The sequence below is a fragment of the Nocardia sp. NPDC019395 genome, assembly GCF_040632335.1.
Lineage (GTDB): Bacteria > Actinomycetota > Actinomycetes > Mycobacteriales > Mycobacteriaceae > Nocardia.
The window spans coordinates 154,371-180,048 of the sequence record NZ_JBEYBT010000008.1 but is presented as its reverse complement, the minus strand read 5'-3'; the positions used below and the strand labels follow the sequence as shown (position 1 = coordinate 180,048).

The 25,678-nt window shown below is 66.4% G+C and carries 23 protein-coding genes; 10 read left to right on the top strand and 13 right to left on the bottom strand.

Annotated elements, in window-relative coordinates:
• Positions 1–89 precede the first annotated feature (89 nt).
• Positions 90–1,709, bottom strand: a complete 1,620-nt coding sequence (locus ABZ827_RS20110; protein WP_357238612.1) for an NAD(P)/FAD-dependent oxidoreductase — start codon at positions 1,707–1,709, stop codon at positions 90–92.
• A gap of 205 nt (positions 1,710–1,914) precedes the next feature.
• On the opposite strand from ABZ827_RS20110, the gene ABZ827_RS20105 reads away from it, so the two are divergent.
• The 7 genes from ABZ827_RS20105 (at position 1,915) to ABZ827_RS20075 (ending at position 8,731) form a co-directional block, all read left to right on the top strand.
• Positions 1,915–3,450 (top strand): FAD-binding protein, encoded by a 1,536-nt coding sequence (locus ABZ827_RS20105; RefSeq protein WP_357238610.1) that lies wholly within the window; start codon positions 1,915–1,917, stop codon positions 3,448–3,450.
• A gap of 30 nt (positions 3,451–3,480) precedes the next feature.
• Positions 3,481–3,852: a nuclear transport factor 2 family protein gene (locus tag ABZ827_RS20100; RefSeq protein ID WP_357238608.1), complete on the top strand. Its 372-nt coding sequence runs from the start codon at positions 3,481–3,483 to the stop codon at positions 3,850–3,852.
• Positions 3,853–3,863: 11 nt separating this feature from the next.
• Complete coding sequence (locus tag ABZ827_RS20095; RefSeq protein WP_357238606.1) at positions 3,864–5,552, top strand: FAD-binding protein; 1,689 nt, start codon at positions 3,864–3,866, stop codon at positions 5,550–5,552.
• Positions 5,553–5,554: 2 nt separating this feature from the next.
• Positions 5,555–5,812 carry a hypothetical protein gene (locus ABZ827_RS20090; protein WP_357238604.1) on the top strand — a complete coding sequence of 86 codons (258 nt, stop codon included), beginning with the start codon at positions 5,555–5,557 and terminating at the stop codon, positions 5,810–5,812.
• 95 nt (positions 5,813–5,907) lie between these two features.
• Positions 5,908–6,771, top strand: a complete 864-nt coding sequence (locus ABZ827_RS20085) for an alpha/beta fold hydrolase (RefSeq protein ID WP_357238602.1) — start codon at positions 5,908–5,910, stop codon at positions 6,769–6,771.
• 189 nt (positions 6,772–6,960) lie between these two features.
• Positions 6,961–7,827 (top strand): type IV toxin-antitoxin system AbiEi family antitoxin domain-containing protein, encoded by an 867-nt coding sequence (locus tag ABZ827_RS20080; RefSeq protein WP_357238600.1) that lies wholly within the window; start codon positions 6,961–6,963, stop codon positions 7,825–7,827.
• A 40-nt stretch (positions 7,828–7,867) separates the two neighbouring features.
• A complete protein-coding gene (locus ABZ827_RS20075; RefSeq protein ID WP_357238598.1) occupies positions 7,868–8,731 on the top strand; it encodes a nucleotidyl transferase AbiEii/AbiGii toxin family protein in 864 nt (287 codons plus the stop codon).
• Positions 8,732–8,791: 60 nt separating this feature from the next.
• Here the strand turns inward: ABZ827_RS20075 and ABZ827_RS20070 are convergent, their stop codons facing one another.
• The 3 genes from ABZ827_RS20070 to ABZ827_RS20060 all read right to left on the bottom strand — a co-directional run bounded on the left by ABZ827_RS20070 (position 8,792) and on the right by ABZ827_RS20060 (position 11,295).
• Positions 8,792–9,619, bottom strand: coding sequence for a mycofactocin-coupled SDR family oxidoreductase (locus ABZ827_RS20070; protein ID WP_357238596.1), 828 nt, complete (start codon positions 9,617–9,619; stop codon positions 8,792–8,794).
• A gap of 2 nt (positions 9,620–9,621) precedes the next feature.
• Positions 9,622–10,419: a mycofactocin-coupled SDR family oxidoreductase gene (locus ABZ827_RS20065; RefSeq protein ID WP_357238594.1), complete on the bottom strand. Its 798-nt coding sequence runs from the start codon at positions 10,417–10,419 to the stop codon at positions 9,622–9,624.
• A gap of 219 nt (positions 10,420–10,638) precedes the next feature.
• Positions 10,639–11,295 carry a GntR family transcriptional regulator gene (locus ABZ827_RS20060; RefSeq protein ID WP_357238592.1) on the bottom strand — a complete coding sequence of 219 codons (657 nt, stop codon included), beginning with the start codon at positions 11,293–11,295 and terminating at the stop codon, positions 10,639–10,641.
• A 65-nt stretch (positions 11,296–11,360) separates the two neighbouring features.
• On the opposite strand from ABZ827_RS20060, the gene ABZ827_RS20055 reads away from it, so the two are divergent.
• From ABZ827_RS20055 to ABZ827_RS20045, 3 genes are read left to right on the top strand one after another with little or no spacing between them, the layout of a single operon-like run.
• On the top strand, positions 11,361–12,563 hold the full coding sequence (locus ABZ827_RS20055) for a glycerate kinase (RefSeq protein ID WP_357238590.1): 1,203 nt from the start codon (positions 11,361–11,363) through the stop codon (positions 12,561–12,563).
• Positions 12,564–12,608: 45 nt separating this feature from the next.
• Positions 12,609–14,018: an allantoin permease gene (locus tag ABZ827_RS20050; protein WP_357238588.1), complete on the top strand. Its 1,410-nt coding sequence runs from the start codon at positions 12,609–12,611 to the stop codon at positions 14,016–14,018.
• A complete protein-coding gene (locus tag ABZ827_RS20045; RefSeq protein ID WP_357238586.1) occupies positions 14,015–15,475 on the top strand; it encodes a hypothetical protein in 1,461 nt (486 codons plus the stop codon). Before ABZ827_RS20050 ends, ABZ827_RS20045 begins: the two co-directional genes overlap by 4 nt.
• A gap of 18 nt (positions 15,476–15,493) precedes the next feature.
• Here ABZ827_RS20045 and ABZ827_RS20040 read toward each other — a convergent pair whose 3' ends face one another.
• From ABZ827_RS20040 to ABZ827_RS20000, 9 genes are all read right to left on the bottom strand, one after another.
• Positions 15,494–15,871 carry a VOC family protein gene (locus tag ABZ827_RS20040; RefSeq protein ID WP_357238584.1) on the bottom strand — a complete coding sequence of 126 codons (378 nt, stop codon included), beginning with the start codon at positions 15,869–15,871 and terminating at the stop codon, positions 15,494–15,496.
• Between the two features lie 411 nt (positions 15,872–16,282).
• The gene (locus ABZ827_RS20035) at positions 16,283–16,471 is read right to left on the bottom strand and encodes a hypothetical protein (protein WP_357238582.1); all 189 of its coding nucleotides are present in this window, start codon (positions 16,469–16,471) and stop codon (positions 16,283–16,285) included.
• 88 nt (positions 16,472–16,559) lie between these two features.
• Positions 16,560–17,441: an alpha/beta hydrolase gene (locus ABZ827_RS20030; protein WP_357238580.1), complete on the bottom strand. Its 882-nt coding sequence runs from the start codon at positions 17,439–17,441 to the stop codon at positions 16,560–16,562.
• A gap of 117 nt (positions 17,442–17,558) precedes the next feature.
• Complete coding sequence (locus tag ABZ827_RS20025; RefSeq protein ID WP_357238578.1) at positions 17,559–18,599, bottom strand: NAD(P)-dependent alcohol dehydrogenase; 1,041 nt, start codon at positions 18,597–18,599, stop codon at positions 17,559–17,561.
• 287 nt (positions 18,600–18,886) lie between these two features.
• On the bottom strand, positions 18,887–20,830 hold the full coding sequence (locus ABZ827_RS20020) for an acetoacetate--CoA ligase (RefSeq protein ID WP_357238577.1): 1,944 nt from the start codon (positions 20,828–20,830) through the stop codon (positions 18,887–18,889).
• Positions 20,831–20,909: 79 nt separating this feature from the next.
• Positions 20,910–21,749 (bottom strand): CoA ester lyase, encoded by an 840-nt coding sequence (locus ABZ827_RS20015; RefSeq protein WP_357238575.1) that lies wholly within the window; start codon positions 21,747–21,749, stop codon positions 20,910–20,912.
• A gap of 61 nt (positions 21,750–21,810) precedes the next feature.
• The gene (locus tag ABZ827_RS20010; RefSeq protein WP_357238717.1) at positions 21,811–22,290 is read right to left on the bottom strand and encodes a MaoC family dehydratase; all 480 of its coding nucleotides are present in this window, start codon (positions 22,288–22,290) and stop codon (positions 21,811–21,813) included.
• A 53-nt stretch (positions 22,291–22,343) separates the two neighbouring features.
• Positions 22,344–23,504, bottom strand: coding sequence for an acyl-CoA dehydrogenase family protein (locus tag ABZ827_RS20005; protein ID WP_357238573.1), 1,161 nt, complete (start codon positions 23,502–23,504; stop codon positions 22,344–22,346).
• 33 nt (positions 23,505–23,537) lie between these two features.
• Entirely contained in the window at positions 23,538–25,673 is a 2,136-nt protein-coding gene (locus ABZ827_RS20000) for a biotin carboxylase N-terminal domain-containing protein (protein WP_357238571.1), read from the bottom strand.
• Between the last annotated feature and the right edge of the window lie 5 nt (positions 25,674–25,678).

Sequence of the window (25,678 nt, the reverse complement as noted above, 5' to 3'; positions counted from 1 at the left end):
TCACCCGCTGAATGCTATCAGTGATCATATGCCGGTCCGGCATATGACTACCGCTGGAGGGGAGTGGCCCGGCGTATCACGCAGTCACATCAGGCGAGCAGATCGAAACCCTTGTACCCGGCGGCGGCCACCTCGGCGATGATCTCGCCGTATACCCCGAAACCGCTGACGAACGGCATGAACACCCGGGGTTTGCCCGGGATGTTCGCACCGAGGTACCAGGAGTTCGCCCGGGTCATCAGGGTCCCGGACGCCCGCTGGGCGCATTCGGCCACCCAAGCCGCCGCCGCGTCGGCGCGGGCTTCGAGTGCTTTCGCCCCGCGCTCGTCGACGAACCGGATCGCCTCGGCAACCCAGTCGACGTGCAGTTCCGAATGCAGCACCATATTGGCCAGTACCGACGGGCTGCCGGGGCCGGTGAGGTTGAACAGATTGGGGAAACCGGCGATGCCCAGGCCCAGGTAGGTCTGCGGCCCGTCCCGCCACGCCTCGTTCAGTGTTCTTCCACCGCGACCGGTGATCCCGATCTTGGCCACCGATCCGGTCATCGCGTCGAAACCGGTGGCCAGCACCAGTGTGTCCAGTGGGAAATACGATCCGCTGGTGTGCAGGCCGCCCGCGTCGATCCGTTCGATCGGTGTGGCGCGCAGGTCCACCAGTTCGACGTTGTCCCGGTTGAAGGTCCGGTAGTAGTCGGTATCGGTGCAGATGCGCTTGGTGCCGATCGGATGGTCGCGGGGGATCAGCAACTCGGCCACGTGTGGGTCGTCGACCTCCGCGCGGATCTTCTCCTCCCAGAACCGGCGGGCGGTGTCGTTGGCTTCGAGGTCGGTGAGCTGGTCGGGGAAGGTTTTGCTGAACAGCACGCCGCCCAGCCGCCAGCGCTGTTCATAGGCGGCGCGGCGCTCCTGTTCGCTCACCTCGAGCGCGGAATTCGGATGGGCGCGATGCGGCGATCCGCCGCCGCTGGACATCGACAGCCGGCGCCGCTCGGCATAGTTGGCCTTCTGTTCGTATCGCGTGGCGTCGTCGAGTGGGATATTGCCGGCGGGCACGCTGTAGTTGGCGGTGCGCTGGAACACGTGCAGCCGGGCGGCCTGTTCGGCGAGGACCGGGATCGCCTGGATACCGGAGGAGCCGGTACCGATCACCCCGATACGCTGCCCGGTCAGATCGACCCCTTCGTGCGGCCAGGCCGAGGTGTGCAGCAGTTGTCCGGCGAAGGTATCGAGGCCATCGATCGCGGGGGTGTTCGCGTTGGACAGCGGCCCGGTGGCCAGCACCACGAATCGAGCCGTGACGGCGGTACCGGTATCGGTTTCGACCCGCCAGGTGAGAGCGGTTTCGTCGAGCGAGATATCGGTGACCCGGGTGCCGAATTCGATATCGCGCCGTAGCTCGAAACGGTCGGCGACGTGTTCGAGATAGGCCAGGATCTCCGGCTGGGCGGCGTATTTCTCGCTCCATTCCCATTCCTGCTGGAGGTCTTCGTCGAAGGAGTACGAGTAGTCCACGCTCTCCACATCGCAGCGGGCACCGGGATAGCGGTTCCAGTACCACACTCCGCCCACACCGTCGGCGGCCTCGAAAACGCGCACCGTGAGCCCCTGGGTCCGGAACCGGTGCAGTGCGTACAGTCCCGCGATACCCGCGCCGACGACCGCCACATCGACTCGTGTCCGGGCTGGCGAGGGGTTTCCGGGGTTCACAGTGCCTCCAACTGCTCGACTATCCGATGCTCTGCAGCGACGGTAGGGAGCGCTGGAGCATCCGGAATATGCTTCTCCCGCTGACCGGCACATTCACCGCGTCCGCGGGTTCTCCCGGTCACCGGGAGGAGCATTCGACGGCACCGCGGCCCGGCCATACCGTCGGCCTCGGTACGAGCCGGTGGCGCGAGAAGGCGGTGGACAAGTGGTGGACTTCGACGACGAAGTGGATGTGCTGGTGGCGGGGTCCGGCGGCGGGCTGGCCGGTGCCTATACCGCGGCGCGGGAGGGGCTTTCGGTAGCGGTGGTGGAAGCGACCGATAAATTCGGTGGTACCACGGCATATTCGGGTGGCGGCGGCGTGTGGTTTCCGTGCAACCCGGTACTGGAACGGGCCGGAACCGACGACACCCTCGACGACGCGCTCACCTATTTCCGCGCGGTGGTCGGCGACCGGACACTGCGCGAACTGCAGGAAACCTACGTGCGTGGCGGCCGCGATCTCATCGAATACTTGGAGAGCGACGAGCATTTCGAGTTCCAGATGTTCCCGTGGCCCGACTATTTCGGTGCCGCACCGAAGGCACGGCTCGACGGGCAGCGCCATATCGTGCCCGTCCCGCTGCCCGCGGCCGAGCTCGGCGAACTGCGCGAACATCTGCGCGGACCGCTGGACACCGACCGGCTGGGCGCCCCGCCACCCGACGTCCTGATCGGCGGACAGGCACTGATCGGCCGCTTCCTGCGCGCGCTGTCCGGCTATCCACAGGTCCGCCTGCATCGGAACGCGGCACTGGTGGAGTTGATCGTCGAGGACGGTGCGGTGGTCGGTGCGCGGGTCGAACGCCCCTCCGGAACGACGGCGATCCGGGTGTGGCGCGGGGTGGTCCTGGCAGCGGGCGGATTCGAGGGAAACGAGGATATGCGCCGCCACTACGGGGTACCGGGCGACACCCGCGACACCATGGGCCCGCCCGGCAACCAGGGCCGGGCGCATCAGGCGGGTATCGCGGCGGGAGCCGATACGGATCTCATGGATCAGGCATGGTGGTCGCCGGGCCTCACCCATCCGGACGGACGGTCGGCCTTCGCGCTCTGGTTCACCGGCGGGATCTTCGTCGCCCAGGACGGCAACCGGTTCGTCAACGAATCCACCCCGTACGACCGGCTCGGCCGGGCCGCGATCGAGCGGTTGCGGGACGGCACCCTGACCCTCCCGTTCTGGATGATCTACGACGACCGCGACGGCGCCATCCCGCCGATACAGGCCACCAATGTCTCGATGGTCGAATCCGAGAAGTACGAAGCCGCCGGCCTGTGGCATACGGCCGACACGCTCGAAGAGCTGGCCGCCGCCCTCGGCGTCCCGGCCGCGAACCTGGTCGCCACCGTGGAGCGTTTCAACGCGATGGTCGCGGCGGGTGCGGATACCGATTTCGGCCGCGGCGACGAAGCCTACGACCGGGCGTTTTCCCAGGGCGAGCTGCCGCTGGTCCCGATCGAGCGCCCGCCCTTCCACGCGGCGGCGTTCGGTCTGTCCGATCTGGGTACCAAGGGTGGATTGCGGACCGATACCGCCGCCCGCGTCCTCGGCCGTGACGGCGCGCCGATCCCCGGCCTGTACGCCGCGGGTAACACCATGGCCGCGGTCAGCGGCACCGCCTATCCCGGCGGTGGTAACCCCATCGGCGCTTCGATGCTGTTCAGCCACCTCGCAGTTCGCGACATGCTCGCCCGGTAGCGGGCCCCGAACCAGAACAGGAATACACCGATGCCCGAACCCGATCAGATCCGCGCGGCCGTGCGCCGCTACCTCGACGCCGTCGCCACCGGAACGGCGGCCGATATCGCCGCCCTCTACGACGAGAACGCCACCCTGGAAGACCCTGTCGGCACGCCCGCGCACACCGGCCGCGCCGCCATCGAGAAGTTCTACGGGAACCTCGAAACATCGCGCCGCAGCACCGAACTGCTCAGCGTGCGGGTGAGCGGCGACAGTGCCGCGTTCGGTTTCCGGGTGGTCACCGATACCGGTGACCGCACGATCACTGTCGAACCCATCGATGTCATGACCTTCGACGAACAGGCGCGGATCACCAGTATGCGCGCGTTCTGGTCCGCCGAGGACATCAGCTTCGGCTGAGCCTCGGTTCCATGAGAAAAGAGAGATCCGTGTCCTCTACCGAACAGCACTGGGATCACGAGGTGGAATTCCTGGTCGTGGGCAGCGGCGCCGGCGGCCTGACCGGCGCGCTGGCCGCTGCCGGCCGGGGATCCGACACCCTGGTCATCGAGAAGGCCGCGTACTTCGGCGGCAGTACGGCGCTGTCCGGCGGCGGGATCTGGGTGCCGAACAACCCGGTGCTATTGCGCGAAGGTCTGCGCGATTCCCGGGCCGATATCCGCGCCTATCTGGACGCGGTCGTGGGCGATCGGGTGCCCTCCGCGAATCTGGACGCATTCATCGACGAGGGCCCGGCGATGCTGGAGTTCCTCGAGAGCAGCGGTCCGCATCTGCGGTTCCAGTGGTGCACCGGCTATTCCGACTACCATCCGGAAGCCCCCGGCGGCCGTCCGGCCGGGCGCTCGATCGAACCCCTTCCGGTGGACCTGAAAAAGCTCGGCGCCGACGAGGAGTACCTGCGACCCGCCGCGCTCGCCACACCACCGGGCTTGTTCATCACCTCCAAGGATTTCGTGCAGCTGAACATGGTGACCCGGTCGTGGAAGGCCCGCTGGACCGCGCTGCTCACCGGGCTGCGAGCAGTGAAAGCCGTACTGCTCCGGCGGCATATGGACACCCTCGGCCGGGCCCTCATCACCCGGCTGCGGCTGGCCCTGCGCGACGCCGGGGTGCCACTCTGGCTGAACACCCCTATGCGCTCGCTGATCACCGATGAGTCGGGCGCGGTGGCCGGGGTGGTGGCCGAACGCGACGGTCGCGAGGTGCGTATCCGGGCCCGGCACGGAGTCCTGCTCGCGACCGGTGGTTTCGAATACAACCAGGTCATGCGCAAACAGCATCTGCCCACCGGCGGCCGCGACAACTTCAGCGCCGCCTCCGCCGATAACACCGGTGACGGGATCGTGGCCGGTGAGCAGGTGGGCGCCGCGGTGGATCTCATGGACGAGGCGTGGTGGATGCCGTCCTTCCAGCGGCCCGAGGGAATCAACCAGGTCCTGGTATCGGAACGCTCCATCCCGCGGTCGATCATCGTCGACAGCGGTGGCGCGCGGTTCACCAACGAGGCCGCGCCCTATGTCACCTTCGTGCACGCGCAGCTGGCCGGCGGTCACGATCCCGCGTGGCTGGTGTTCGACGGGAAGGCCAAGAACCGCTACCCGATCGGCGGAATAATGCCCGGTCAGAAGTTCCCAGCCGATTGGATATCCACCGGCCTGGTGCGCAGCGCGGCCACTATCGGCGAACTCGCGGATGAGATCGGTGTGCCCGCCGCCTCGCTGGAAGCGACCCTGCGCCGGTACAACGAGTCGGCCCGCAGTGGCCGGGATACCGAATTCGCGCGTGGGGAAAGCGCCTACGACAACTACTACGGCGACCCGTCCCTGCCGCATCCCACCCTCGACGTGATCGACCGTGCCCCGTTCTACGCGTTACGGATTCGCATCGGTGACCTGGGGACCAAGGGCGGTCTGGTGTACAACGAGAACGCGCAGGTGTTGCGCGCGGACGGTTCGGTGATCGACGGCCTGTACGCCACCGGCAACACCTCCGCCGCGGTGATGGGTACCGACTACGCGGGCGCCGGCGCCACCATCGGGCCCGCCATGGTGTTCGGGTATATCGCCGCCCGCCACGCCGCCCGGCCGACGAAGGAGTGATCGTGCAGCCCGTACAGTGCGCCAACTGCGGAAACCGGGTGCTGGTGGAGAAGTTCAGCCCCAGCCACACCAGCATCCAATGGCTCGACGACGCCGAATCCGCATGCCCGGAATTCGCCCGGCGGGCGGCGCTCGGTGAGCCCAGCAACTGGATCCCGACCTGCGCCGCACTGCGCGATTCGATCGAGCGGGCCGTCGCCGAGGGCGATCTACCCACCGACGAACACCGCCGGGAGCCGGTGCCGGGCCGCCTCGGCTGACCGGGCCGCCGACCGCTCATCGGGAACGCCCGGTGAGCGGTCGCCGCGGAGATGGCAGCGTGGGTCCGGAGAACCAACCGAGATGGAGGTCGACGATGACATCGGAGTCCAGTGCCGCGCACGAGTTGCGGGAAGTGCATACCGACGCCGGAGTGCTGCGGTATTACGAGGCCGGGGCCGGTTCGCCGCTGCTGCTGTTGCACGGTTCCGGGCCCGGCGTCACCGGATGGCGTAACTTCCGCGGCAATATCGACTTCTTCGCCGAGCGATTCCGCTGCCTGATCCTGGAATTCCCCGGTTTCGGTGTCAGCGACGATTTCGGGGGACACCCCATGATCACCGCCCTCGACTCGGTAGTCCGGTTCGTGGACGCGCTCGGACTCGAACAGGTCGATATCGTCGGCAATTCGATGGGCGGCGGGGTCGCGCTGAACTACGCGATCGCCCACCCCGACCGGGTCGGCAAGATCGTGACCATCGGCGGTATCGGCAAGAACATCTTCAGCCCGGGGCCGGGCGAGGGGATCCGGCTGCTACAGGATTTCACCGAGAACCCGACCCGGGAACGACTGATCGCCTGGCTGCATTCGATGGTGTACGACCCGGCCCTGGTCACCGAGGAGATGATCGAGGAACGCTGGGCCCAGGCCACCGATCCGGCCACGCTCGACAGCGCCCGCCGCATGTACAGCAAGGCCGCGTTCACCGCGATGGTCCGCGCCATGGACGCCGCGGATGCCCCGCCGCCGTGGGCGATGCTGCACAAGGTGAAGGCCCCGACCCTGGTGACCTGGGGTCGCGATGATCGGGTGAGCCCCCTCGATATGGCCCTGGTACCGATGCGCACGATCCCGCGGGCCGAACTGCACGTATTCCCGGATTGCGGCCACTGGGCGATGATCGAACAGAAGGCCGCATTCGAATCCGCGGTGCTGGCGTTCCTCACCCGCAAGGACTGATGCTGGCGGGTCTTCTCCAGAATTCCGCCGGACTTCTTGTTCGCCCCGGCATGGCGTGTAACCGCGGCTGAGGTTCATATGACTGCACTGAGGCCACCCACCCGACTGGTGCGATCGGATCAGTCATGCTCAGTCATGAAAATTACATCCTGAGTCTTGTTAATAGCCTATATAAGCTATTATCGTGTAATGGCAACGGACACTCTCGTCGCCAACCTGATTTCCCTGGCTGCAGAGCAGAGAGGGCTGGTCACTAGCCGCCAAGCACGGGAAATCTCATCGGTGACTCCGCAACAACTCAAGCGCCTGACTGACTCGGGGGTGCTGGAGCGTCTCCACCATGGCCTCTATCGGCTCGCTCGCATTCCGCACGATGAGAACATGGACGTGCGAGTTGCTTGGTTTGCGATCGATCCGGGCGCCGTGGCGTGGCAGCGTCTGCGGCAAAACGTGCCGACAGGGGTCGTGTCCCACCGCACCGCTGCTGAGCTGCACCAACTGGGCGACCTGGCTGCCGATGTCGTGGAGTTGACCGCGACCCGGCGGATTCGGCTGTCCCTGTCCGATGTCACGATTCATCGGGGTCCCCTCACCCGTGATGATTGGCAGATCGTCGATGAACTACCGGTAACTACTCCCGTCCGCACCATCGGGGATCTCGCTGCAGCGTCCCTCGACTCCGGTCATCTCGCCTCGATCGTCCGTGACGCGCTGATCCGCAACTTGGCCACTACCGAGGATGTCCTCGCAGTTCTGGCACCGCATGCGTTCGCCTACGGGTACCGAGCGCTGGACGGGCAGGCTTTCCTCGACGCACTCATCGAGCAGGCGGGAGTTCCGGTCAATACCTTGGCCCTGGCCGATATCGCGAGACGACAATCAGGGATCTCGGATCGAAGTATGAACTCTACGCAGGAGCCTGTGCCACAGGCTCTCGCGGCATCACCGCTCGATCCCGCAACCCTGAATTCCCTACAGCAGGCAGTGGCGAATCTGCACAAGGTCGATCCCGGCATATTGGAAGCCATCGGGCGCCTGACACGGATGAAGGAGTAGGTCTGACCGATGGCCCCGTCAGGACGTTCCCCCAGGCCGTTTGGACGAGCATCACCGCTCGGCTCAACAGCTACGCGAATGCGAACGAAAGAACCACAACCTCGTGCGTCGCCGCTTTGTCATGGCGAGGTTCCTCGCGCGCGTCTTCGACGCAGATCCCGAGGGATGGATTCTCAAGGGCGGGGTCGGAATGATGGTGCGCCTGCCCGAGGCGCGCTACAGCAAGGATATCGACCTACTGGTCGCTCCCGATATATCGGAACCAGTAGAGACTTTGCGCCACGTCGGCCGCGAACACCAGATAGACCATTTCCTCTTCGAGGTCGGGCCCCCGAACCAACTGAGCAACGGCAAGGGGGTGATCGTACCGGTCAAGGCAATGCTCGGAGGCAAGGTCTTCGACTCCTTCTCGATCGACCTCGTCGCCGGCCGTCGCGACCTCGTCGGCGTGGTGGAACGCCGCCCCATCCCACGCCTGGTGGACACCGACGACTTCCCGCAGGAAGCCTCCGCCCAGCTCTATCCCCTCGCCGACCAGATATGTGCGATGTACGAGCGCCACGGCGCTGCCGGTACAGAGTCAGGACGCTATCGTGACCTGGTAGATCTTCTCCTGATCAGTGACTTTTTGGCGATCGACCTCCGATCCGCCGTGGCAGCCCTCGAGTGTGAGAGAGAACTGCGCGGCATACCGTCACTGCCGGCTGCCCTCGACAGCCCTGGCTCTACCTGGCCGATCAACTGGCCCGACACAGCGCGCAAGAGTCCACTGACCGCTGAGCGCTACGATCTCGACTCCGCACTAGAATCTGCCGGCCGCTGCTACAACCGAATTCTGAGTGCACTACCCGTGACTCATGACCAAGTGACATGGAGCCACGAACGAGGCGCTTGGGAGCCCTGACAGTTCCTAGGCCGGGGCTCTTGTGAGCATGGTCCTGGAGACCTTCTATCTGTGGTTGTGCTAACGCTGGGTGCTGCCGGCGTCCACGGGCAGCGTGACTGCGGTGATGTAGCGGGCCTCCTCGGAGGCCAGGAACAGTGCCGCGTTGGCGATATCGACGGGTTCGACCCAGGGAATCGGCAGCATATTCATGGTTCTCGCGGCTTCGGCGAATTCCTCGCGGGTGGGATGCTCACGATCCGGACGGAACGATCTGCGGACCATATCGTTCTGGATCATCGGGGTGTCCACATTCGTCGGATGCACCGAGTTCACCCGGATCCCGTGGGGTGCCAGTTCCTGTGCCAGTGAACGCATCAGACCGACTACACCGTGTTTCGCTGCTGTGTAGTGGGCCACGCCGACCAGTCCGCGCCGCCCCGCGATCGAACTCGTCAGGACCATCGATCCGCTGCCGCGTGCGATGAGATGCGGGGCGGTCGCTTTGCAGGTCTGCCACACACCGGTCAGGTTGACGTCCAGCATTGTCCGCCACTGCTGTTCGGTCAGCTGGAGACCGGGTGCGCTGGAGGTGATCCCCGCGGTAGCGCACACCACGTCCAGGCCGCCGAGTTCGTTCACCGCCGCGTCGGTGGCCTCGCGTAACGCCTCGCCGTCGCGGACGTCGACGATCGCGGAAACGATTCTCGCCCCGGTCTTCTCGACAGCGTGCACGGTCTGTTCGAGATCCTCCGGGGTCGCCGGTGGGATGATCACCGTATCCACCGGCCCGCAGATATCGAACGCGACGATATCGGCACCCTCTTCGGCCAGCCGTATCGCCTGCGCCCGGCCGATACCCCGCGCCGCCCCGGTGACCAGCGCTGTCTTGCCCGAAACCCGTCCCATTCTCACACCTTCTGAGTAAGTCCGGCGTCGACGACGAGTTCGATCCCGGTGACATACCGGGATTCGTCGGACGCGAGGAACAACACGGCATTGCTGATATCCACCGGCTCCACCCAGGGGACCGGGAGGATGGTCCGTTCCGCCAAAACGCGCGCCGCATCTTCGCGGGTCGGGTTCGGCAGATCGGGCCGCAGTTTCGCGTAGACGCTGTCGTTCAGGATCATCGGTGTCGCCACCGACCCGGGATGCACAGTGTTGACGCGAATCCCCTGCGGTCCCAATTCGTTCGCCATGGTGCGCGCCAGCCCGACCACCGCATGTTTGCTCGCAGAATAATGTGTGGCCCTGGCGCCACCCTTGACGCCGTTCGTGGAACCCACGATCACGATCGAACCGCCCGCGCCCAGATGCCCGGCCCCGGCCCGCACGGTATGCCAGACCCCGGTCAGATTGATATCGAGAGCGCGCTGCCATGACTCGTCGGACAGTTCCCAGGCCGGCCCCAGATCCGCGTAGACCCCGGCATTGGCGACGACGATATCGAGACGTCCCAACTGCACGACACCCGTGTTGACGGCTTCCTCGAGGGCCAGCGGGTCACGGATATCGGCGAAACCGGTGACGCATCGACGTCCGCAGCCCTCGACTTCGTAGGCAACGGCAGCGAGCGCGTCCGCGGTCTCCGCGAGGTCGACGGCGATGATATCGGCGCCTTCTTCGGCCAGCCGCCGGCAGTGGGCGCGCCCCATCCCGCCTGCCGCGCCCGTCACCACCGCGACCCGGTCCCGCAGCCGCGTCATCGGGCGTCTCCGGCCATAACTGGATTCATGCGGCCGACGCTAGGTCCGCGGTATCTCCGGCGGTCCTGTTCCTCCCGGTGAACGGGCGGCCGGGCCGGGTCCTTCCCGGTCAGCGGGAGTCGGCTGTACCGATCGGCCCAGCGGACATGCGCTCACCGGTTCTCGGCCGGCCCGCGGCACCCGCAATGTTCGAACCGATCCGGATCGGCCGTCCGAGGATCACAGGTTGGCGATCAGAATCTGCTCGGCCCGGCTCAGATGGTCTGTGCCGAGCCGAGCCGCCAGTTCCGGCTGCCCGCCCTCGATGGCGGCGAGGATGGCGTTGTGTTCCTCGGCTATCTCGTCCGATCCCAGGAGCCGGTGGTGCTGTACCTGCCGCATGCACAGGCGCATCTCGTTGGTCAGGTTCATATGCGCGGCGGTGGTGCGTTCGCTGCCCAGGGCGTCGACGAGCGCTCGGTGGAAGCGGACGTCGCTGTCGACGACGAGCTCGGATCGATCACTCGCCGTCGCGCCGGCGAGCTCCTGGTTGGCGGCGCGTGCCGCGGCCGGCACCTCCCGGTCCCGGGCCAGGATCCGGTAGGCCTGGGATTCGATCACGTTGCGGGTGAAGTAGATATCGCGGATGCGGCGCGGGGTGATCGTCGCGACCTGGGCACTGCGGTGCGCGTCGCGTTCCAGTAGTCCCTCCGCGGTCAACCGCTCGATCGCCGCCTTGGCGTTCGTTCGTGCCACCTGGTATTCGCTCGTTATCCGCGCCTCCGTGAGCTTCTGCCCGGCGGGTAGATCGCCCTGCAGGATTCGAGTGCGCAGCGATTCGCTCAGGGCATCGGCGACCGACTGGACATTCAGCCCCTGGATATTTCCCTCCACCATCTGGTGAAGATACCGCACGCCCGGTGGCCATTGACAATCAATGGTTATTGTCTAACAATCTGCCGATGCAGAGAGTCCGACCGGCTACCGCGGCGCCACCGGTACGTACCCCGACGCGGGTGCTGATCGCGGCCGACAAGTTCAAAGGGTCGATGACTGCCGACGCGGTGACCAGCGCTATCGCTCGCGGGATCGAAGCGAGCGGTTTGAGCTTCCGGGTCTCGGCGCTCCCTGTCGCCGACGGTGGCGACGGGACTGTGGACGCGGCGCTGCAGTCCGGATTCGCGCCGGTGACGATCCGGACGGTCGACGCACTCGGCGCCGCGCGTGAAGTAGTACTCGCCCGTGACGGCGACCGGATACTCATCGAAACGGCGTCGATCTGTGGCATGGCGACCATGTCGAGACCCGCCCCGCTGCACGGCAGCAGCGCCGGTGTCGGGCAGGCGATTTCCGCGGCATTGGATCACGGGGCACGGTCGGTGATCATCGGACTGGGCGGCAGTGCGACGACCGACGGCGGTAGCGGAATGCTGGGGGCCCTGGGAGTGGTCTTCCGGGATGACTCGGGGCAGGTGGTGAATCCTTCGGGCGCCACTCTCGCGCGGATCGCGGCGGTCGACTGGAGCGGACTCGACCCCCGGCTGGCCGAAGTGCGGTTATCGCTGCTGTGCGACGTATCCAATCCACTGCTGGGCCCGGCCGGTGCGGCCCGCATCTTCGGTCCGCAGAAGGGCGCGACCCCCGGCCAGGTCGAAGCCCTCGAGCGCGGCCTCACCCATTTCGTCGACGTCCTGGCACAGAGCCCGGAAAACCCGATCGACGCCCACACGCTTGCCGGCACCCCGGGCTCCGGCGCCGCCGGCGGGATCGCCTTCGGCGCCCTGTGCATCGGCGCCGACCGGCAGTCCGGTGCGGACGTCATGCTCGAACTGCTCCGATTCGACGAGCATCTCACCGATACCGATCTCGTCGTCACCGGTGAAGGCAGGCTCGACGCGCAGACAGCGGGCGGCAAGGTGCCACAGGTGGTCACGGAGCGCGCGGTCCGAGCGGGATGCACCGTGGTCGCCGTCGTCGGAAGCAGCACGCTGACCGACGACGAGGCTCACGCCATCGGATTCGATGCCGTGTACGAGCTGGTAGGCCGCGACCCCCGCTGCGCCGACGATCCCGCGCTCACCGAATCTCTCCTGCGCGATATCGGCCGGGCCATCGCCCACCGATACCGCTCGTCCCCGGCGACCGAGCGCGCATCTCCCCACTGACCAGCACTACCAGCAGGAACTCCAGCAATACCGATACGGAGAATGATGTCCATCCTCAGTAAGTTCCGGGGCCCCGAGGCCTCCCTGGACGATCAGATCGAGAGCTTCGCGATCGATCGAGTGCCGGCGAACAAACGGTGGCCGATCCCGGCGATCAGCCTCGTGCTCCTCGGTAACGCGACCGCGATGTTCTTCTTCTCGTTCGGCGCGCAGCAGACGTTCCTGGTGGGCTGGCCGATGATGCTGGTGCCGATCGGCTACTTCTTCTTCGGCGCGATCACGATCGGCGCCCTGACCATGCGCATGGCCAGCAGGGAAGGACTTTCCCAGAGCCTGATCTCCCGCGGTCTGGGGTTCGGCAGCAGAGGCGCGGCGTTGACGTCGTTCATCTACGCGATCAACTTCGTGTACTACTTCCTCTTCGAAGGAACGATCGTCTCGCACGCCCTCGCCTACTACTTCGGGATCGAGATCAACTCGCTGTGGGGCATCGTCATCTTCGCCGTGATCGGCCTGATCACCATCGGCTTCGTATGGCGCGGGATGTATGCGATGTCCGCCTTGCAGACCTGGGGTTTCCCGATCTTCGTGGGATTGCTGATCTTCGCGATCATCCAGCTCTCGGCGAACCATTCGCCGGTCGGCCCATCCGGCTGGGAAGCGACCGGGCTCTCCGGTGGTGCCGCGATGTGGAGCGCGATGAGTCTGGCGAACGGCCAGATGATCTTCCAGGGCCTGATGGCGACCGATTACGGCCGGTTCGCGGCCCGCACCGTCCGCTACCGGGGGACCGCCACCATCATGCTGCTCGAGTTGATCCCGATGTTCATCGTGATCTTCCTCGGCGCCTATATCGGGGCCACCATGCTGGGTGAGTTCGGTGCGGAGAAGGCACAGGATCCGGGATTCATGTTCGTCGAGCTGATGGGCTGGGCCGGTGTGCTGTTCGTCGTCATCACCCAGATCCGGATCAATGTGATGAACCTGTACGGCGGTTCCATCACCCTGTCCAGCGGATTCGATGTGATCGCGCACTTCCGCCCCGGCCGCCCCTGGTGGATGTTCGCGGTCTGGATCATCGGCGTTGTCTTCTACGCCACCAACGTGATCAACCATCTGGGCACGTTCCTGGCCGTCACCGGTGTCCTCACCAACACCTGGGTGCTGATCATCCTGTCGGACTACTTCATCTGCCGGAAATGGCTGAAACTGGGCCGCGGCGAGGATATCGAGTTCCGTGAGGAAGAAGTGCGGGCCTGGAACCCGTGCGGCCTCACCTCGCTCGGTATCGCGGTATTCATCGGAGCACTCGGCATCGTGGGCATGTACCCGGTCGCCTACGCGTCGTTCATCGCGATGTTCGTCGGACCGGTGATTCATATCGCCATGACCGTCGCCACCCGCGGCCGCTTCTACACTCCGGACCCGCAGCCGGCCCTCCAGGAGGTTCGATGAGCACCGCCCCCGCCAGGGCAGCTGTCGAACGTTCGTGGAGTTGCGACACCCTCTACGTTCCGGCACACCACACGACACGTAACCAGTCGATCATCGCCAAGAACAGCGATCGCCCCACCGGGGAGGCGCAGCCGCTGCGCCGGAACCCGGCGCGGTCCGGCCGTGACCCACTCGAACTCGCGTATCTCACCATCGAGGACCAGCCCACCCTGGCCACCTTCGGATCCGCACCGCATTGGTGCTGGGGATACGAGTTCGGGATCAACGAGAAAAACGTCGCGATCGGGAACGAGGCCCTGTTCACCCGGGCGTGGGCCGACGGCGTGCGTGGCGCGAAGTCCGGAAACCCGCCCGCCAGCGGAATACTCGGAATGGAACTGCTGCGCCTCGGCCTCGAACGGGGTGCCACCGCCTCCGAGGCGCTCGGGGTGATCACGAGCCTGCTCGAGGAATACGGCCAGTGGGGTTCGGCGCGGGCGCGGACACCGGCAGCCGACGGTGCCTACGACAACGCCTTCGTCATCGCGGATCCGCACCGCGCCTTCGTCCTGGAAACCGCCGGGCGCGACTGGGCGGCCCGCGAAATCTCGGCCGAACCCTTCACCATCAGCAACCAGCCGACGATCAGGGCCGACTACGACTCGGCCAGTTCGACACTCGACAACATCTCAGGCCCCGGTAGCGGCCCCGTGGACTTCGCCCGGGCGGTGGTCGACCCTGGCACACCTCTGCAGGTTTCCCAGATTCGCCAGCGACGATCACACGAACTCCTCACCGAGGCGGTCGGCGGCGGCAAAGCGGGCGTCGACACGGTGAAGAGAATCTTGCGTGACCACTACGAGGATTCATTTCTCCAGGGACCGTTCTTCAATCCGGCCGTGCCCGACTTCCTCAGCCTGTGCATGCACGAGCATCCCGCCGGCTTCACCTGGGGTAACACCGCGGCATCCTTCATCACCGAATTGGCGTCCGGACCGGACGATCTGACCGTGCTGTGGTGGACACCGCTGCCACCCTGTGTCGGCGCCTATATCCCGATCTTCCCGACGGTCGACCCCCGGATCCCCGTCGGGCTGACCCTCCCCGCGCCCGTCCGCCCGCGGCCCCCGGAGCAGATGGCCCCATCCCGGTTCGAGCCCGAAAGTTACTGGTGGGCCATGCAGAACTTGCTCGATATCACCAAGGGAGGTGCCATGGCCGACTCGTTCCCGGAAAGGCAGGCCGAGGTGCGCGCCGCATTCGACCCGTTGGAACACGCACTGACCGAGGAGGTTTCCAACCTTCGCGCAGTGTGGTCGGCCACAGGTGCCGGCGGCCGGCAGGCTCTCGGCGCCCAGCTGCCGGGTGTGACTCAGCGCGCGGTGCAAGCCGTCGACGAATTCATCTCGCTGTTCGTCGGCAAATACTCTCCGGAACACCGAGCGGCACCCTTCGATGCTCGATGGGGCCGCGAATGATCGGCCCTCCGCGACCACTCATATGCCAGGGCCGGCCGGGACTGTGAGGCAGAAGGGGTGCCCCGAGGGGTCGATGAGGACCCGCCAGCGATCGGGTGCGGGCTGAAAATCCGCTTTGACGGCACCGCATTCGATCGCCGCGGTCTCGGCCGTATCCAGATCGGAGACGAAGAGATCGAGATGCATCTGCTTGGGCACCTGGTTGCCGGGCCAGTCGGGCGATATATGGTCCGCCACGTGCTCGATCGTCAGCATCACTCCCGCGCCCTGAAGCACAACCAACTCGTCGGATTCGTACCGGATCTCGAAATCCAGCAACGCCCGATAGAACTGCCCGAGCCGGTGCGGATCCCCGCTGTCGAGCGAAATCGCACCGAATCTTGCTACCGCGGTCATAGTTCCTCCGATCCCATGAACCGGGAGAACTCATGCCGCGCGGTGGAACTGCGGTTTTACGCTACTCCCGCTGAATTATCGTACGTCGGGCACATCCAAGCGTTCACAAGGGACGAACTTGCCCGCCGCGAACTCCTCCAGCCCGCGTTGAAGGTGTCGGGCGTTGGCGGGGGTGCCGAGCAGATACGCGGTCTCCTTCGACCCCTCGTATTCACGGAGCGAAACCACGCCCGGCGGTTCTTGACCAGTGCGAATGATAGCCACCTCGTCTGAATCGGTATGGAACGCCGCTGAACTAGAAGTAGTCTTGGAGCATCTTCGGCCGACCACGCGGCCTGCTGGATATCTCCCTCGGGCCGAACTCGACGAACCACGGTTTGATATCCAACACCGGGATTCCGTCCACCGCATTCAGACCAGCTGCAATGCGACCAGATGCTGATCCAGCGTTCGCGCCGCTTCCGACTTCGGTGCTCGCAGCCGGACCGATCGGCGGGCCGCGGCCAGTTGATCGGTGAGCCGGGACGAAGCGCTCGCTGTTCCCTCTTCGGCGCCCGCGATAATCGACTGGACACCGGCCTCGAGCTCGCCGGAACCCACCGTTACTCCACCCCGAGGATTACCGCTGAACCGGACCGCAGCCGCTGGAACCATTCGATGGCCCGGCTCTATCCTGATGGCGCAGTTTTCAATTCCGGATTTGATCGTGATCGCCGGCGAAATCCAGGAAGCGAGGAATGGTCTCTTCCTGGTTCGCCCACAGGAGATCGTGCCCGATACCCGGGTAGATCTCGACCTCTACCGTCGGGATGTGTTTCCGGGCGCGGGCTGCCCCGAGTTCGGGATCGTTGACGACCGTTTCGGCGCCGAACAGCACCAGTACCGGCGCAGTGATGGCCGCCAATTCCTCGTCGGTGAGCACTCGATCCCACGGCATCCCAGTTCGGAACTTCAAGCTCGCGATCACCATCGCGAACTCGTCCTCGGTGAGTTCGCTGCGGGGCGTCAGCCAGGCGTTCAGTTTCCGCATGCGTTCTGGGGTCGGCCGCATCCCGGCGAGAAGGAATTTCAGCAGCAGGCTCCATTTCGGCTTGGCGAAGGTGGCGCCGCCGGGTTCGAACATGGTCAGGCTCGCCAGACGGTCGGAGTGATAGACCCCGACCATGGCGGCAAACCAGGCGCCGAGGGAGTTTCCGGCCAGATGGATTCGGTCCTCCCCGAGTGCGTCGAGAGTCTCGACCACCCACTTCGCCGCGTCGGCACCATCGCGCACGGGTGCGGTCTGCACGCAGCGTCCCGGCCATCCGATGACGTCCGGCGTGTACACCACGCGCTCCCGTGCGAAATTCTCGATGAACCGGTGCCACACCAAGCCGTTGCCCGAGATGCCAGGGAGTAGTAGCACCGGTTCGCCTTCTCCGGTTCCGGATTTGCGTACTCGCGTCGTCCCGAATGACGTGTCGACGTCGAGCACGGTCGAGGGCACCGGCCATTGCTCCGCGAAGGCGTCGTAGATGCGCAGGTAGTCGGTCTTCGCTTCGTCGCTGGTGAATCTGCCGATCTTCGGCATGAGCCCTCCTCAGTTGGTGCAGTGATACTGCTTTCGATAGTACATGTACTACGAAAAGACGTACCTTGCTTCCAAGGAGGGGGAAGTCTGATCAGTTCCGAACGGGCCGGGACGGACCTACGGAACTATGACTGCCCGTCCGCGGAGCGTGCCGGCGGCGAGGCGGCGGTAGGCCTCCGGGGCATCGTCGAGGGAGAAGCGTTCGACCGCGACATCGAGAACTCCGGCGTGTGCCAGGTCGATGAGTTCGATGAGTTCGGCGCGGGCGCCCCAGTACGGCGTGGTGGCGGTCGCTTCGTACGGGCTGACGCCGAAGCCGATCCGGGCCGCCGATTTACCGTCGCCGACGCCGACGATGGTGACATCGGAATCCACCCCGGCGACCGCCATGGCAGTGTCGATCGTCGGCTGGAAGCCGACGAAATCGAGGACCAGGCTCGCCCCGGCCGGGCCGGTGATCTTGCGGACGTTCTCGGCGGCGTTCGCATCGGAGAGCACGGCCTCGTGGGCGCCCACCGAACGCGCGAAGTCGAGTTTCTCCTCGGTGACGTCCAAGGCGACGACCCGGGTCGCGGACAGGTGCCGCAGCAGCTGGATCGCGACGTGGCCGAGGCCGCCGCTACCGATCACCACGGTCCAGGAACCGGCGCGGAGTTTGTCCAGTGAGCGTTTGATCGCGTGGTACGGGGTCAGGCCGGCGTCGGTGAGCGGCACGGTCGACACCGGGTCCAGGTCGTCGATCGGTACCAGGTGGCGGGCCGAATCGACGATCAGGTACTCGGCGATGGCCCCGGGAGCCCCGAGTCCCGGCGGGAAGATACCCAGCTCGGCTGCCCGGGAGCAGTAGTTCTCCAGGCCCTGCGCGCAGGACCAGCAGTTTCCGCAGCCCCACGGGCCGTAGACGACGACATTGGTGCCGATATCGATACCTTTGACGCCGGCTCCGACGGCGGCGACCTGTCCGGCGCCCTCGTGCCCGAGAGTCAGCGGGAGCTCGATACCGAACATTTCCGGTGGGTTGTTCATGACGTAATCGTCGGAATGACACACCCCGGCCGCGGTCACCCGGAGCAGTACCTCACCGGGGCCGGGTTCGGGTGTCGGAATCTCGCGAACCTCGGGTTCCGCGCCGACTGTCACGTATTGCAGAGCCTTCATAGCGCCTGTCCTCTCGTGGGCGGAGCGACTGGGTGCGTGCGGGTCGAGCGACCTTGCTGAGGAAACTGCTGTGCTGATGGAACCGCTGGGACCAGGCTAGTTCGCGCACCACGCCGACAGGCGGATTTTGCGCACCGCGTAGTCGCGGCGCCCCCTTGAGCTTGTGGAATGACCGTGTCCGGGGCGCGGGTGTCATCGGGCCGGCGTTCCCGAAACCCGCTGCTCGGCGCACTGCCCGGGGGTAGCTTCCGTGAACCGCGCCGGTCCGGGACCGGGCACTCGCGGAGTCAGCGACGGTCCGGCGGCCGGATGCCCGTGTACCAGTCCAGCAGCGCGGGATCGTCGACGGCGCTGCGCTCCACGACCCGCGCCGGGTCGGCGCCCTGGAACAGGCGTTTGATCGGGACCTCGAGTTTCTTGCCGGTCCGGGTATGCGGTACTGCGGGCGCTTCCAGGATCTCGTCGGGAACGTGACGTGGTGAGACCTCGTTGCGGATGACCTCATTGATCCGGTCGCGGAGGGGGTCGGTGAGTTCGGCACCGGGAGCCAGTACCACGAACAGCGGCATCCAGTAGCCGCCGTCGGGTTGTTCCGCACCGATGACCAGGGCTTCGGCGATCTCCGGCAACCGTTCCACCGCCTGGTAGATATCGGCGCTGCCCATCCGGATGCCGTAGCGGTTGAGGGTGGAATCGGAGCGGCCGTGGACCACCACGCTGCCGCGGCCGGTGCGCGTTATCCAGTCGCCGTGCCGCCAGACGCCGGGATAGGTGTCGAAGTAGGCGTCGTGATAGCGGTTGCCGCCGGGGTCGCGCCAGAAGTAGAGCGGCATGGACGGCAGGGGTGCCGTGACCACCAGCTCGCCGACCTCGCCTTCCACCGGCTGCCCGACCTCGTCGTAGGCCGCCAGCGCGACACCCAGGTAGGGCGCCGACAGTTCGCCCGGCCAGACCGGGACCGTGCGCACCCCACCGGCGAACGCGGAGACCACATCGGTGCCACCGCTGATGGACGCGACCGGAACTCCACCCGCGTTCTCGTGCAGCCACAGCGAGGATGCGGCCGGCAGCGAGGAACCGGTGATACCGATGAGCCGCAGGGCGGACAGGTCATGGTCGGTCGCCGGGACGGACCCCGCTTTCATACAGCCGAGGACATAGCCCGGGCTGGTACCGAGCACGGTGGTGCCGGTGCGGGCGGTGATCTCCCACAGCGTGTCCGGCCGCGGATGGGCGGGGCTGCCGTCGTAGCAGACGATGGTCGCGCCGGTCAGCAGGCCGGCGATCTGGAAGTTCCACATCATCCAGCTCGGGCTGGTGTACCAGAGGAACGTATCGTCAGGTCCGATATCGGATTGCAGGGCGACGGCTTTGAGGTGCTCGACGACGACTCCGCCGTGTCCGTGCACGATACCTTTGGGCAGTCCGGTGGTGCCGGAGGAGAACACGATCCACAGGGGATGGGCGAAATCGACCGTCTCCGTTTCGGGCACGGTGTGACCGGCCGGGTCGGCGGCCGCGGACCACGGTGTGCTGTCGGGGATCTCGGCCCCCAGCCGGGAGACCACGATGGTGGCCCGGAGCGTATCCAGGCCCGCGCGCAGCGCGGCGATATCCGTGCTCTTGTCGTGCGTCTTGCCGCCGTAGCGGTAGCCGTCGGCAGTAACGAGCACGGCGGGTTCCAGCTGGCCCAGGCGATCCAGGGCGGCCTTGGCCGAATAGTCCTGACCGCAGGCGCTCCACACGGCGCCGACGGCGGCGGTGCCGAGGAAGGCGATCACGGTCTCGGTGATATTCGGCAGATAACCGATCACCCGGTCGCCGGGGCGGACACCGAGTTCGCGCAGTGTGCCGGCGAAAGCGGCCACTCCCGCCAGGAGGTCGGCCCAGGACGTTTCGGTGACCTCATCGGCGCCCTCGGTGACCTGCAGTACCGCCGGCCGGTCGGTACGGGCCTGAGCGACGACACGGTCCACATAGTTCAGCGTGGTTCCGGGAAACCACTGTGCACCGGGCATATCCGGAACGGGCAGCACCTCACCCGCGACAGTGCCCAGGTCGAAGTAATCCCACAGCGCCAGCCAGAAATCGGCGGGGTTGTCCACCGACCACTGCCACAGGGCGTGATAGTCCGATAGCTCGGCACCGGAACGAGACGCGACGAAGTGGGCGAAATCGGTGATCCGGGCGTCGGCGATATCCCGTTCGCTCGGGACCCACTGTGGTTCCACCGCGGCGACCTCCTGTGTTTCGGCGACCTCCTGTTTCTATCGGTGATTATTATCGGTGCGCCGGTATGCGCGGGTCGAGTCAGCCGAGTTGGCCGGCTCGGTGGACGATCTGTTCGGCGTGGCGGAGCAGGGGCGCGTCCACCATCCGGCCCTCGTAGGTGAAGACACCGCGGTGATTCGGTGCGGCGGCGAGTACTCCCCGCGCCCACGCGATCTCGTCCGGTGAAGGGGCGTAGGCCGCGCGGATCACCGGTATCTGGCTGGGATGGATCGCGACCTTGATCTCGAAACCCACGGCCACCGCGTCTTCGGCTTCGGCCCGTAATCCGTCCAGGTCGCGGATGTTCAGGTACACCATGTCCAGCGCGAGCCGCCGGTATGCCTTGGCGGCGAGCAGACCGGTGTTCCGCAGATGCAAGGCCACATCCCGGTAGCTTCCGTCGGGGCGCCGGGTCCCGGTGCCGCCCATCGCGGCGATCAGGTCCTCTACCCCGCACATCACGCCGAGGGTGTTGGGCGCGGCGGCTATCCGCTCGATCGCCAGCGCGCCCGCGGGCGATTCGATCAGGGCGAACACCTGGTAGCCGGTGAGTCCGGTGACCTGTTCGGCGGATTCGGTTTTCGGCAGCATCACCAGCCGGTATCCGGTGTCGCGCAGGGCCTGCAGATCGAGTTCGTGATCGGGAGTGCCGGCCGGGTTGACCCGCACCACCGTGGTGTCGGGGTCGAGCGGAGTTTCGGTGAGCGCTTTACGCGCCGCGGGTTTGTCAGCGGGGGCGACACCGTCTTCGAGATCGAGGATCACGACGTCCGCGGCGTCGGCGGCCTTGCGGTAGCGTTCGGGCCGGTCGGCCGGGCAGAACAACCAGGCCGGTCCGGCGGGCTGCCATTCGGTATTCGCGGTGGATGGAACGGTCACTGGTGTTTCCTCCTGCGGGCCGGATCTGCCCAGGTGCTCCTATATGTCTCCGGTACGGACCTCACGCTTGTTCCACCGGCCGCAGCCGGATCATGGCGTGCCGGACGGCGATCCCCACGATGGTCCCGTGCTGGTTGCGTGCCACATGCCGGAAGGTGACGACACCCTGGCCGGGCCGGCTCTTCGATTCGCGCTTGTTCAGCACGACCGTTTCGACGTAGATGGTGTCGCCGTGGAACAGCGGTGCCGGGAATTTCACCTCGTCGAATCCGAGATTGGCGACGGTGGTGCCCTGGGTGAGGTGCGCGACCGCCAAGCCGATCATGGTGCCCAGGGTGAACAGCGAATTCACCAGCCGCTCGTGGAAGGGTTCCTGGGCGTCGCTGTAGGCCTTGTCGATATGCAGGCCCTGGTTGTTCATGGTCAGGGTGCTGAACAGGACATTGTCGGTTTCGGTCATGGTGCGGCCGGGCCGGTGCTCGTACAGCACACCGGTTTCCAGCTCTTCGAACCACAGGCCCGACTGTACGACCCGTTTCAGTCCGGTGGTGTCGTGCTCGACATCCTTGGTGATCTTGTTCTCGCCGTTCGCGCTCACAGGCCGAGCTCCCGTCCGATCAGCATGAGTTGTACTTCCGTGGTGCCCTCGCCGATTTCGAGGATCTTGCTGTCCCGGTAATGCCGGGCCACCGGATATTCGTTCATGAACCCGTAGCCGCCGAATATCTGCGTGGCATCGCGGGCATTGTCCATCGCGGCCTCGCTAGCCACCAGTTTGGCGATGGAAGCCTGCTTCTTGAACGGTTTCCCGGACAGCATCAGGGCCGCGGCGTCGTAGTAGGCCGTCCGGGCGGTATGTGCGCGCGCCTCCATCCGGGCGATCTTGAACGCGATCGCCTGATTACTGCCGATCGTCCTACCGAAGGCCTCCCGCTCCCCGGCGTAGCGCACACATTCGTCCACACAGCCCTGGGCGGAGCCCACGGACAGCGCGGCGATCGCGATCCGGCCCTCGTCGAGGATGCGCAGGAAATTGGCGTAGCCGCGCCCGCGCTCCCCGAGCAGGTTCTCCTTCGGCACCCGCACATCGGTGAAGCTCAGCGGATGAGTATCCGAGGCATTCCAGCCGACCTTGTTGTAGGCGGGTTCGGCAACGAAACCGGGAGTGCCGGCGGGCACGATGATGGTCGAGATCTCTTTCTTACCGCCGGACTCCCCGGTCACCGCGGTCACCGTCACCAATGCGGTGATATCGGTTCCGGAATTGGTGATGAACTGTTTGCTGCCGTTGATGACCCAGCTGTCGCCGTCCTCGACCGCGGTGGTGCGGGTTCCGCCGGCATCGCTGCCCGCGCCCGGCTCGGTGAGTCCGAACGCGCCGAGGTTCTCGCCACTCGCGAGGCGGGGCAGCCACTCCTGCTTCTGTTCATCGTCGCCGAACCGGTAGATCGGCATGGCGCCGAGCGATACGCCGGCTTCCAGGGTGATCGCGACACTCTGGTCGACCTTTCCGAGTTCCTCCAGTGCCAGGCACAGCGCGAAATAATCGCCCCCCATCCCGCCGTACTCCTCGGGGAACGGCAAGCCGAACAGACCCATCCGCGCCATCCCCGCGACGACCTCGTACGGGAAGCTGTGCTCGGCATCGTGTTTCGCGGCTACGGGCGCGACCACCTGGTTCGCGAAATCCCGTACGGTCAGCGCCAGGTCGCGGTAGTGCTCGGGCAGGGTGCCGGTGGAGAGGAAATCGCTCACCAGAGCCTCTTCTCGGAGTAGTGGTTTCGCCGCTTATCGCAGTGAGGTTTCGGGGGCGGACACGGACCCCGCAGCTTCGGGTGTCGCCGGGCCGGGCGCTGCTGGTTCGGGAGGTGCGGGGGTGGGCGTCGCTGGATCGGCAGCCGCTTCGGGATGGACCCGGGCGAGTACCTCGTCCAGCCGCACCGAGGCGCCGGGGGCCACCAGGATCTCGACCGTGCCGGCGAGCGGCGCGGTGAGGGAATGCTCCATCTTCATCGCCTCGACAACGAGGATCGGTGCGCCCGCGGCCACCGGGGCGCCGGAAGTCGCGGTGACGGCGAGGACGGTTCCGGGCATGGGGCTGCGGATTTCGGCATCGTGGACGGCCGCATCGTCGGCGCGGGCGGGTTCCTCCGCCAACTCCCGCACCATGGCGGCGCCGGACGGTCCGGCGACCCACAGTTGGTCACCGGATTCCGCCACGCGGTAATCGCGGCGGAGGCCGTCGAGAGTGAGAGTCACCGTCCGGACCGAATCACCGGGCCCGGATACCGCGGCTTCCCGGCCCAGTGCGGCCGTGACGGATACCGGATCGGCGTCCTCGACCCGCAGGTCACCGGAATCCGGTGTGCCGGTTAGGAAGACGTGTACGGTCCGGTCGCCGCCGGTCAGCCGGATCCGGGTCGGCGCGGGCGCACCCACCCGCCACCCGGTGGGGTAGGCCCACGGATCGGCGGGCCCGTCCGGCCAGCGCTGCAGCCAGCGGTATACGGCCGCGGCCGCGAAAACATCGTCGGCAACCGGGTCCGGCGTGAAATCGCCGGCCCGCCGGTCCAGGAGCGCGGTATCCAGGCGGCCCGCCCCGACATCGGGATCGGCCAGCAGGAAACGCAGGAAGTCGATATTCGTCCGGACCCCCAGCACGACCGTATCGGCGAGGGCCCGGTCGAGTGCGGCCAGGGCGGCGGCGCGGTCGGGGCCGTGTGCGATGACCTTCGCGAGCATCGGGTCGTAATCGCTGCCCACCACCGTGCCCACCGCGAGCCCGGAATCCACCCGGACCCCCGTCCCGCCCGGTTCCACCAGGTCCAGGACCGTACCGCCGGTCGGCAGGAAATCCCGGGCCGGGTCTTCGGCGTACACCCGCGCCTCGACGGCGTGGCCGTGCAGCCGGATATCGTCCTGCGCCAGCCGGATCCGCTGCCCGGCCGCGATCCGGACCTGGCATTCCACCAGGTCGAACCCGGTGACCATTTCGGTGACCGGATGCTCGACCTGCAGGCGGGTGTTCATCTCCATGAAGAAGAATTCGTCCGGCCGGTCGGCGGAGACGATGAACTCCACCGTCCCCGCGCCCACATAGTCCACGCTGCGCGCGGTGGCGCAGGCGGCGGCACCGATGCGGGCACGGGTCGCGGCGTCCAGCAGGGGAGAAGGTGCTTCCTCGATCACCTTCTGATGCCGGCGCTGCAGACTGCATTCCCGTTCGCCCAGATGCAGCACGGTGCCGTGGGTATCGGCCAGGATCTGCACCTCGATATGCCGCGGCCGGGTGACGAACCGCTCCAGGAACAGGGTGTCGTCTCCGAAGGACGCGGCGGCCTCCCGGCGGGCGCTGACCAATGCGGCAGGCAGGTCCGCGGGATCGTCGACCCGGCGCATTCCCTTACCGCCGCCCCCCGCGGAGGGTTTCACCAGCACGGGATAGCCGACCTTTTCGGCTGCTTCGATCAGCGCCGCGTCGGTGAGACCGGGTTCGGCGACCCCCGGCACCACCGGCACACCGGAAGCCGATACGGTGGTCTTCGCGGTGATCTTGTCGCCCATGATTTCGATCGCCGCGGCCGGCGGGCCCAGGAAAACGATCCCGGCCTCGGCGAGCGCGGCGGCGAAAGCGGCGTTCTCGGAAAGGAATCCGTAACCGGGATGCACCGCGCCCGCCCCGGTGCGCCGGGCGGCATCGACGACCTTCGCGATATCCAGGTAGCTCTCCCGAGCCGCCGCGGGGCCGAGCCGCACGGCCGTATCGGCTTCGCGCACATGCCGGGCGCCCGCGTCCGCGTCGCTGTAGACCGCTACCGACCGCAGACCCATGGTGCGCAGGGTGCGGATGACGCGCACAGCGATCTCCCCGCGATTGGCCACCAGGACGGTGTCGAAAGGAAGGGGATGATTCGAGTTCAGCACGGTGA